Genomic DNA, 9272 nt, shown 5'->3' with positions numbered 1-9272 from the left:
TGCAATTTGTAAATATTGTTGATAATCAGCACGGTTAATGGCGTATATAGAAATTTTCCAGATTTCTTATCAAGGATAAAAGCTAAACACTTTCATCGAAATATGTCTGCCGGGGCCTCCGTGAGGAGGATTCCCGACAGGGACAAAGATAGAAAATGTTTTGCTCCGAACACTCTTTTGGGGTATTGCACCGGCAAATTTCGGCCAAACTTTCCGAAATTCCGCTATTGAACCGAAACTAAGTTCGCCGTATGTTTACCGTTCGGCGGTCAGCCCCCTATGTCGCGGGAGTTTTATTCAAGTTTTATTGTGTCGGGGCGGAAGTATGCAAAATTCCTGTCTCCGCCCCGGGCTTCCGCGATTCAAACTCGGGTGTACTGGGCGGTATCGGCAACGGAGGATTTAGTTACTCATCGTCGGTAAACGGTATCGGTGGTCTGAACTCGAATTCCTATTCGCAGTACCTCAATACCGGCAACTCGGACTATCGGGCCAGCGGTCTTCAGTTGCGTTGCCTCTCAGAATAAACGGGGCGTGCCGCACTCCCAATTGGCAGCCTCTACCCTAATAACCGAGCTGCCTCTACCCTACGTCGCAGCCGGAGCCAGCGGGGACCCGACGAGCATCGCGAGATTGCGGCCCTACGCCGGGGGTGGCTCCGGCCCGCGCGGCTCTGCGAGCCGCAGAAGCTTGGTCAAACCATCTGTCGAGTTCGGGCTGCGCGCTCCGGGGGTGGGCTAAAGGCCCAGCGCGCAAGCCCAGCGGTTCTGCGAACCGCAAGAGTTTGGGCAAGCCGTCTGCCGGATTCGTCCTCGGCGCGCCTCCCCCGCGCCGCTGCGCCCGAGGCCGGCGATTCCAAAGGAATCGCGCTACTCGCTCTCGGCCCAAAGCACGAACAATAGCTCAGCCCAAATCCCCGCCTCCAGCTCAGCCCGACCCGGTGCGAAAACCGTGTCCGCCTCACTACGGCTCCGCTGGCGCTCCGCCACATTGCCGCGCGCCTTGGGAAATCTTGTCAAAACGCGCAAACGCATTTTGACGATTTCCCTCTTTAGGCGGCGGCGCGCGTCGAGCTTCGACTGCGCTCGGGCCGCGCGGGCCCCACGTCCCGTGGACGGGCGAAACTTACGTTTCGCCACAGCAGCCTCTGCAAAAAAAATCCTTTATCTTTGCATCCCTGCCGAACGGCAGACAAACCTGTCACAACGAATCATGAAAAGACGCATCACCGAAGACGACTACCTCCGGGCCAACCGACGGGCCAGTCGCAACGAAGAGATCGCCGCACACGGACATCCGGTCGGCGTCCGACGCATCCACCGGTCGAAAAAGCAGTACGACCGCAAAAAAATGAAGGCAGGCCTCAAAAGCCTGCCTGATTTTTATCCGCCCATCCTGTCCCGGCAGAGTCAGTCCGCCATATTGTCCGTCTTAGGCCGCAGGAAATAGAGCTGGATGACGACCGCCGCCGCCACGATCACGCTGAGCCACGCAAAGCCCATCCCCAAGTCACCCCCGTCCGTCCAGCGGCCGAGGATGCTCGTCACCGCCGCCCCCGCAAAGACCCCCGTCATGTTCATAATCCCGTACGCCGTCGCCCGGTAGCGGTCCGAAACGAACTGACAGAGAATCGGCATGTTATTGGCATCGAAAATGCCATATCCCACCCCGAACAGCAGCCCCGCACCGACAATTCCCGCCAGACTGTGGCTGAATCCCAACAGGAGCAGCGACGGCACCGTCATCCCGAGCCCGATCGCCCCGGTATAGATCCTCCCCCTCAGGTTCCGCCGCACCCAGTGGTCGGAGAGAATCCCCCCGACAATCACCCCCACGAACGACGACACCGCAATCGTAAACGTCGCGATCGGCCCCGCCTTGTCCATCGAGATCCCGAGACTCTCCGAGAAGAGCGTCGGCAGCCAGTTTTTAGTCGCCCACCCCGGCAGACTCGGCGCCGCGAAGTAGAAGAGAATCGCCCAGAACGCCACGTTGGAGAACAGGAGTCCGAATCCCTTGAGCATCGCCCGCGCCCGTCCCGCCAGACTTCCCGCAGCCCCCGCCGCCTCGCGGTTCAGCCGGCGCGAGACCACCGCCTCGCGGTTTTCGTGCAGGAAGAGCACCAGCACCACGGCATACGCCATCCCGACAATCCCGAACCAGTGGAACGTCGTGTGCCACGTGAAAGCCGCCGCCACTGTCGCGCCGAACCCACCGATCGCCTGCCCCGTGTAGAGCCCCGTCATGTGAATCCCCACCGCCAGCGACCTCGACCGGTCACGATGCCAGTCGGCGATCATCGCCAGCCCCGCCGGGATGTACAGCGCCTCGCTGACCCCCATCACCGCCCGCAGCGCATAGAGCTGTCCGAACGTCTCGGCATACCCCATGCCGAACGTCACCGCCGACCAGACGAACAGACTGCCCACGATGAGCCACTTCCGGCTGATGCGGTCGGCCACCGCCCCCGCCACCGGGCTCACGAAGCCGTATATCCAGAGGAAAATCGCCATCAGACGGCCGAAATTGGCCGCCGAGCGCAACTCCTCGATATCGATCTGCATCGCATCGCGCATGGTCGAGAGCATCTGCCGATCCATATAATTGAGCAGGGCTACCCCCCACAGCAAGGCCACCACCACCCACGGATAGATCCGCGAACGTTGTGCAGCCCCTCCGGTGTCGAAAGTCTTCATATCGGGAAAAGAGTTTGGTTTTCGAATTTTTTGTCGACAAAAGCCCCCATCGACAGCCACCCGGCCCCGCCACCCCTCACGGCCTCCACAGCCACACCTCCGGCGTTCTGATCCCCGGCTTCAGTTCGCCGTTGAACAATAAGACACCCGGGGAAGTCCCCCACCGCATCGGCGTCGCCCCCGCTCCCGCCCGCGCAGACTCCGGCGTCCGTTCGCGCGACACACTCCACTCCCCGGAGGTGGTGTTATAGACCAACACCCGGTCATTGAACCGGTACCACGCCGGCTCCCGCTCCATATACTCCCGCTGCGCCGCGCGCAGACTATCGTTCCCGGGCGCAACCGCCAACTCCCGCCCCCGCCGCAGCGCCTCCGTAAAGACCGCCGCGTTCACCCCGCCGAAACAGACGATCGAATCCGCCCCCCACGCCACACCCGCACCTCCCGCCGCCAGGTACGGCAAACCGTTTTCGTCCGTTGGTCCGGCTACCGTCTGCCACTCGTTCGTCATCGGGTCGTACGCGTACCCCGTTGAAGAGACAAATTCCGCCCCCTCCGGATCATATCCCCCGAAGAGCCACACCCGTCCCCCCTGAGCCACCACCACCGGCTGCACCCGCCGCTCCGCCCCCGGCCACAACGGCCCCACCTGCCAGGCATCCGACTGAAAATCATAAATATAGAACGCACGTTCCCCCGCCACATAACACCTCCCCTCCAAGTACGCTCCCCCGCAATTGTCCAGCGGCTCCGGCAAGGAAGCCAGCGCCCGGAGTCCGTCCGAAGTCAGCAAAAACACCCCCCTTGTCGAAACCCCCGTCGAATCCGTCCCTCCCGCACAAAAAATCCCCTCCGGCGTCGAAACCGACGCCCCGTATGCCAACGCCTGCGGCAACCTCCCGCCCGGCCGCCAAGCCTCCGCCACGGTATCCCAGACATAAATATCGTCATAGTACCGCTTAGCGCCCCCCTGCGCCGCCGGCACCTCCGGAAAGTTGCATCCCCCCGCCACTACAGCCCTCCCGTCCGGCAAAGTCCCGATAAACGGCGCCGAGACTCCATACCCATAGCTCCCGTCCGAATCCACAGGCAGCAACCGCACCCACTCCCCTCTATCGGAAGAGCCGGCGCACCCCATCGCCGCCAGCCCCAGCAACAGACTAAGCCAGCAGGTCGAGAATCTCATGACACAACGTATAAGACTGAATCATCATGCGCGGAATGTGGAACGGCCCCTTGAACATATTCCCCTTGGCCGGCTGCGCCACCGTCCCGTCGCGGTGCAGGTAGCCGTACCACTCGCCGAACTGCACGTCCGGGAAGTGCCCGTATGTGTACTCGCTGATCATGCGGTGCATCCCGAGGTATTTCTCGTCCCGCGTCGCCAGATAGGCGTAGAGCGTCGCGATAATGGCCTCCGTCTGCGGCCACCAGAACTTCATGTCCTGCGAATAGTCCTGCGCCGGAAAGCCCTTGCAGTCGCGGAAATTGATAATCCCGCCGTAGGCCTCGTCCCATCCCCACTCCCACGACCAGTCGAGAATCGTGAGCGCCATCTCCGTCAACTCCCTGTCCCATCCCCGGAATCGCGACTCTTCGAGCAGGAACCACGCCGTCTCGATGCAGTGCCCCGGATTAATAACCCGTCCGGCCATCGAGTCGAGAAACTCGCCGTTCGGCCCCACCGTTTCGAGCAGCGCCTTGAACTCCGGGTGCATGAAATCCTTCCGGATTTCCGCAATCGACCGTTCGATCTGCTCCGACAACACGGGATCGTCCCCGATCGCCGCCCGAATCCGCGACGCGGTGTTAATCAGGATCATGGTCAGCGAATGGCCCTTCCCCACAAACCCCTCCCGGAACTTCGGCTCCAGGAATCCCGGGGTCGACGTCATGCGCTGAATCCGCTGAAAAAGTTCGAACGCCTTTTGCCCATACGCCTTATCCCCCGAAGCGATGGAGTACTCCGACATGGCAATGGCGGCAAAGCACTCCGAAAAGACATACCGCCGTTTCCGCACCGGAATCCCGTCGGCGGTAACTTCGAAAAACATGTGTCCGTCGGTGTCCGTACAGTATTTTTCGATAAAGTCGATGGTCGACTTCGCCGCCGCGAGCCACTCCGGCCTGCGTTCGATGCGGTTGTAAGCGAACGAGCAGACGAACGCGAACCGCCCCTGAAACCAGACCGACTTATCACTGTCCATTAAGGTTCCATCGCGATCCAGCGCGGTAAAAATCCCTCCGTTTTTCCTGTCCAACCCGTTTTCGAGCCAGAAAGGGAGGATATTTTCGGTCAGATCGGCTTTGTATTGCGCCGCCCAGTGCGACAAATAAGTCTGTTTGTCCATGTTGGTTTGTGTGTAGATTCAAACGTTCTGTTTCGTGTTTTAAATGAGCCCGCCCCGGGCAACCGCGGCTACGGCGGGGGCGCGTTGTGGCCCGTCGGCAGTGACGGGCAAAGCTGGTCGTCCGCAGTCAGCGGGACTCTCGGCGTATTCTTGTACTTTTACACGCAGGGCCTCGATCCCAGCAACGCGTACGGCCATGCCTCCGGCCGTCAGTTGCGTTGCCTCTCGGAATAAACGGACGCGCAGCGTCTTTTAATGGCCGCCTCTACCCTATTTTACCGACACAGCCGCAGCGAAACGTAAGTTTCGCCCGTCCACGGGACGTGGGGCCTGCCCGGCCCGAGGGCAGTTCCGTCCGGCTCGAAACTCGAAAGTCGCCCGCTCCGCTTAAAGAGGAATTTCACTCGTTTTGCGGTGAGCAAAATCGAGAGGAAATCCCTGCGGGCGACTGAAACAAGATTTCCCAAGGCGCGCGGACAAAACCAAGACCGCAACCCCTGCGGCTCAAAGAGCCGCGCTCCGGGATGGGCACCACTTGCAGCCTACTTCACCTCAATACGATCCGGGCGTCCGGGAGGTACCGCAATTTTCGACGCGTAAGCGGCGTGTTGCGGGCCTCCCGTGGGGAGGCGTCCGGCCCGCGCGGTTCTCCGAACCGCAAGAGCTCAGCCCAACGCGGTACAAAACCGTGTCCGCCTCATTGCGGCTCCGCTGTCGCTCCGCCACCTCTACCGTCGCCCGATGGGATTTCATCTCTGTTTTGCTCACCGCAAAACGAGCGAAATCCCTCTCCAAGCGGGCGGGCGACGGATTTTTTCGCACTATTCTTTATTCGCGCGCCGGGGCGATTCATTCTGTTTCGGCTCATCGCCGAAACAGTTGAATCGTCCCCTTAGGCGTGGCGCGCGACAAGCTTTGAACTGGAGGGGACTGCGCTCGGGCCGCGCGGGCCCCACGTCCCGTGGACGGGCGAAACTGCGTTTCGCTGCGGCAGCCTCTACCCCACTCTTTGACCACGCACCTCACGCTCCGCAAACCCCGTCAAAACCGGTTGCAACGTTCGAAGAACCCGATCGTCTCCAGCTCCCGTTTCATAGCCTCCTCCTCTTCCGGCGTGACATTGCGGAACGGCGTGCGGTTCGGCCCCAGATCCAGCCCGATCAGCTTCATGATCCGCTTTCCCCCCACGATATTCCCCCGGTACCGGCAGATCACATTGATGACCTCCTGCGAGAAATTCTGCCGTTCACGCGCCAGCTCCAAGTCCCCCGCCTGCCACGCTTCGAGAATCCCCACCAGCTCGCGGCCGTTGTAGTTCGTCGTTCCGCCGATCCCCCCCTGCGCGCCGCCCATCGCCAGACACGGCAGAATCGTCTCGTCCTGTCCGTGCAGCATATCGAACTTTCCGTTCTTGTAGAGCCGACACTGGTTGTACTCGTACAGACTCTCATACGTATACTTGATTCCCGCAAAGTTCGGAATCCGGCCGTCCACCGCCGCCAGAAAATCCACCATCGGCAGATACGCCCCATTGAACGCCGGAATGTGGTAGAAATAGAACGGCAGCTCCGGCGCCCCCGCCGCAATCTCCTCGCAATATTTTACCAGCTCCTCGATCCGCCCCACCTTCGGGAACGGCGGCGCCATCGCCCCGATCCCCCACGCCCCGATCCGCTGCGCATGCTGCGCCAGCCGGAAGCTCTGCCGCACACACGTGCTCCCCACATGCACGATCACCTTGAAATCCGCCGGCGCCGCCGCCATCCACGCCTCCGCCAGCCGCATCCTCTCCTCCTCCGTCAGCATATACCCCTCGCCCGACGAGCCGTTGATAAAGACCCCGCGGAGTCCGTTTTTGGCCAGCATCGCCGCATAAGCCGGAATCGGCTCGAGATTCACATCCCCGTTCGGCCCGAACGGCGTGAACGGCGCATCGATAAGCCCCTTGATTTTTTCCATCTTGTTTCGAATATCGTTGATTATAAGAAATGATTGCCCATTCGCCCCGCCGCACTCTCCAAAGATACCCAAAAAGCGACATCCTCCAACACCTTTCCGGAGAAAAAAAATTATATTTGACAAAAAGAACCTCTTCATCCCATGAATCGACATTTCTTCCCGCGCCTTTCCGCCGTCGGCCTCTGCTGTCTGCTGAGCAGCCTCTTTCGTCCCGCAGCCGCACAGGAGAAAGAGACCGTTCTGATCGACCGTTTCGACCACACGCGAGACGTCCCCGTCCCCTACGTGGAGAGCCTGCGCGAGCAGGTCGGCCGCGCTTTCACCGACCGGGGCCGGCACCAGGTGATCGACGCCCAGACCCTCCCGTCCCTATCCGCATCCCGCAGCACCGCCGACCGCGAGATTCTCCTCCGGACGACCGGCGCCCGGTACGTGATTTCGGGTCAGGTGAGCGACTACCTCTTCCGTCGCGAGATCGTCGGTGGCAAACCCCGGTTTACCACCGCCATGCGGCTGATTCTCACCGGTTACGACCTCCGGAACGACCGGGAAATCGTTCCCGAGGAGTTCCGCCTCTCCGGTTCCGGCGCCACGGCCGAAGAGGCCGACACCCGCGCCTTTGCCAGCCTGCCTTACAGCCTGCTCTTCTATATCGACCGCCGTTTCCGGTTCGAGACCCGCATCCTGCGCCTCGCTCCCGCCGACGCCAAAGGACGGCTGAAAGAGCTCTACATCCATAGCGGACATTCGATCGGCGTCCAGCGCAAAGACCTTTTCCTCGTCTACCGCGAGACCGACATGGGTGAAGGCGCCATCGCCCGCGAACAGATCGGCAAACTGCGCGTCAAAGAGGTCGTGGGCGACGAAGTGACCAAATGCACCGTCGTGCGGGGCGGCGACGAGATCGCCTCCTCCTTTGCAGCCGGCGAGACCCTGATCGTCGTCAGCGACAGCGAATCCCTCTTCTGATTCCGCCCCACATTTTTATCTCCCCATACTCCCCCGGTCACCAGAACGAAGCGGAAGTCCGGCAATCGTGCCTCACGCCCGGGAAAGACAAAAGGGCTGCCGACAGGCAGCCCTTTTTCTCCTGCCGCCGACCGTCCTGATGCCCGCCGGCGGATATCAAAGCGACAGATCCCGTCAGACAATGCTCGTCCCGCCGTCCACCAGAATGTGCTGCCCCGTCACATAGCTCGACGCATCGGACGAGAGATAGAGAATCGTCCCGTTGAGTTCCCCCCTTCGCCCCGGTCTTCCCGCCGGCGCGAGCATGTTGTAGAACCTCATGAACTCCTCGTGTTTGAAGAGCGTGTTTTCCGTCATCTCGCTCTCGAACAGCCCCGGCCCGACCGAATTGACCGTGATATTGTCCAGCGCATACGACGCCGCCATCCCCGTCGTGAGCCCCCTGACCGCCGCCTTCGACGCATTATAGACATGCCTCGCCAGCTGCGGGCTTTTATCCCCGATCACCGCATTGATCGACGCGACATTCACGATCTTCCCGTACTTCTGCTTCCGCATGTGCGGCACGACATACTTCGCCATCAGATACATCCCCCGCACATTGACCGCCATCGCGCGATCCCACGCCTCCGCCTCGATCTCCTCCACCGTCCCCGGAACCGCCACCCCCGCATTGTTCAGCAGAATATCAATCCGTCCGAACCGCTCCGCCGCCCGTTCCACCGCCTCCGCCACACTCGCCTCATCCGACACATCGCACGCCACCGCCAGCGCCTTCCGTCCCCGTCCCTCGATTTCGGCCGCCAGCTCCTCCAGCCGCTCCCGCCGCCGCGCCAACACCACCACATCGGCTCCGTACTCGGCATACGCCCGCGCAGCATCCGCTCCCAGACCGCTGGACGCACCGGTCACCACCGCGATTTTCCCTGAAAGATCAAATAAATTTTTCATACCGATTCCAATTTTGGGTTATCGTGTGTAAGATACAAAAAAATCCATTCCCTGCATCCTTATTGCATTGAGTTGGAGGGTACTGTTCTCTTTGTGAACAAAGAGAACCAGAAAAACTTTAGAGGATGCTTACGCATCCTAAAGCTGCCGGCAGCCCAACCCTCGGACTATTTTGTTGGGTTGGGATTTTTCGGCGCGGCGCGCTAAATATGGGGCAGATAACCCAAGCGCGCCCGCCGAACATCCCAGCCCAACAGACTCTCGAAGACTGAGGATTGCGGAGCCTGAGGCGTAGCGTAGCTAACTAAAAGTTTTTGGTGCCGCTTTTTTCAAAAAGCGGCAGTTC

Annotated in this window: 9 protein-coding genes; 4 read left to right on the top strand and 5 right to left on the bottom strand. The window is 60.8% G+C overall.

Annotated features, from left to right (window positions below; translation table 11 throughout):
* Positions 1-251: 251 nt before the first annotated feature.
* Positions 252-527: a hypothetical protein gene (locus QZ292_RS08025; protein WP_294600370.1), complete on the top strand. Its 276-nt coding sequence runs from the start codon at positions 252-254 to the stop codon at positions 525-527.
* A 685-nt stretch (positions 528-1212) separates the two neighbouring features.
* The gene (locus QZ292_RS08020; protein ID WP_294600368.1) at positions 1213-1449 is read left to right on the top strand and encodes a hypothetical protein; all 237 of its coding nucleotides are present in this window, start codon (positions 1213-1215) and stop codon (positions 1447-1449) included.
* On the opposite strand, the gene QZ292_RS08015 is transcribed toward QZ292_RS08020, so the two are convergent.
* The 3 genes from QZ292_RS08015 to QZ292_RS08005 all read right to left on the bottom strand — a co-directional run bounded on the left by QZ292_RS08015 (position 1410) and on the right by QZ292_RS08005 (position 5047).
* Positions 1410-2696: an MFS transporter gene (locus tag QZ292_RS08015; RefSeq protein WP_294600366.1), complete on the bottom strand. Its 1287-nt coding sequence runs from the start codon at positions 2694-2696 to the stop codon at positions 1410-1412. The genes QZ292_RS08020 and QZ292_RS08015 overlap by 40 nt on opposite strands.
* A 76-nt stretch (positions 2697-2772) precedes the next feature.
* Positions 2773-3882: a cyclically-permuted mutarotase family protein gene (locus tag QZ292_RS08010; RefSeq protein WP_294600363.1), complete on the bottom strand. Its 1110-nt coding sequence runs from the start codon at positions 3880-3882 to the stop codon at positions 2773-2775.
* Positions 3857-5047 (bottom strand): AGE family epimerase/isomerase, encoded by a 1191-nt coding sequence (locus QZ292_RS08005; protein ID WP_294600361.1) that lies wholly within the window; start codon positions 5045-5047, stop codon positions 3857-3859. The genes QZ292_RS08010 and QZ292_RS08005 overlap by 26 nt, the downstream gene beginning before the upstream one ends.
* Positions 5048-5131: 84 nt before the next feature.
* Between QZ292_RS08005 and QZ292_RS08000 the strand changes: the two genes are divergently transcribed.
* Positions 5132-5281 (top strand): hypothetical protein, encoded by a 150-nt coding sequence (locus QZ292_RS08000; RefSeq protein WP_294600358.1) that lies wholly within the window; start codon positions 5132-5134, stop codon positions 5279-5281.
* An 807-nt stretch (positions 5282-6088) separates the two neighbouring features.
* Here the strand turns inward: QZ292_RS08000 and QZ292_RS07995 are convergent.
* Positions 6089-7006 carry a dihydrodipicolinate synthase family protein gene (locus QZ292_RS07995; protein ID WP_294600355.1) on the bottom strand — a complete coding sequence of 306 codons (918 nt, stop codon included), beginning with the start codon at positions 7004-7006 and terminating at the stop codon, positions 6089-6091.
* A 141-nt stretch (positions 7007-7147) separates the two neighbouring features.
* On the opposite strand from QZ292_RS07995, the gene QZ292_RS07990 reads away from it, so the two are divergent.
* Entirely contained in the window at positions 7148-7975 is an 828-nt protein-coding gene (locus tag QZ292_RS07990) for a hypothetical protein (protein WP_294600352.1), read from the top strand.
* A 174-nt stretch (positions 7976-8149) separates the two neighbouring features.
* On the opposite strand, the gene QZ292_RS07985 is transcribed toward QZ292_RS07990, so the two are convergent.
* Positions 8150-8926 (bottom strand): glucose 1-dehydrogenase, encoded by a 777-nt coding sequence (locus QZ292_RS07985; RefSeq protein WP_294600347.1) that lies wholly within the window; start codon positions 8924-8926, stop codon positions 8150-8152.
* Positions 8927-9272 lie beyond the last annotated feature (346 nt).

It is taken from the genome of uncultured Rikenella sp., from assembly GCF_910577125.1.
Taxonomy (GTDB): Bacteria; Bacteroidota; Bacteroidia; order Bacteroidales; family Rikenellaceae; genus Rikenella.
Note: the sequence above shows the minus strand (reverse complement) of the source record. Positions and strands in the feature narration are given on the sequence as shown.

Excerpts from the sequence above, each read along its gene's own strand:
- QZ292_RS07990 (WP_294600352.1), top strand. The coding sequence starts at position 7,148 with ATGAATCGACATTTCTTCCCGCGCCTTTCCGCCGTCGGCCTCTGCTGT.
- QZ292_RS08020 (WP_294600368.1), top strand. The coding sequence starts at position 1,213 with ATGAAAAGACGCATCACCGAAGACGACTACCTCCGGGCCAACCGACGG.
- QZ292_RS08010 (WP_294600363.1), bottom strand. The coding sequence starts at position 3,882 with ATGAGATTCTCGACCTGCTGGCTTAGTCTGTTGCTGGGGCTGGCGGCG.
- QZ292_RS08005 (WP_294600361.1), bottom strand. The coding sequence starts at position 5,047 with ATGGACAAACAGACTTATTTGTCGCACTGGGCGGCGCAATACAAAGCC.
- QZ292_RS07985 (WP_294600347.1), bottom strand. The coding sequence starts at position 8,926 with ATGAAAAATTTATTTGATCTTTCAGGGAAAATCGCGGTGGTGACCGGT.
- QZ292_RS08015 (WP_294600366.1), bottom strand. The coding sequence starts at position 2,696 with ATGAAGACTTTCGACACCGGAGGGGCTGCACAACGTTCGCGGATCTAT.
- QZ292_RS07995 (WP_294600355.1), bottom strand. The coding sequence starts at position 7,006 with ATGGAAAAAATCAAGGGGCTTATCGATGCGCCGTTCACGCCGTTCGGG.
- QZ292_RS08025 (WP_294600370.1), top strand. The coding sequence starts at position 252 with ATGTTTACCGTTCGGCGGTCAGCCCCCTATGTCGCGGGAGTTTTATTC.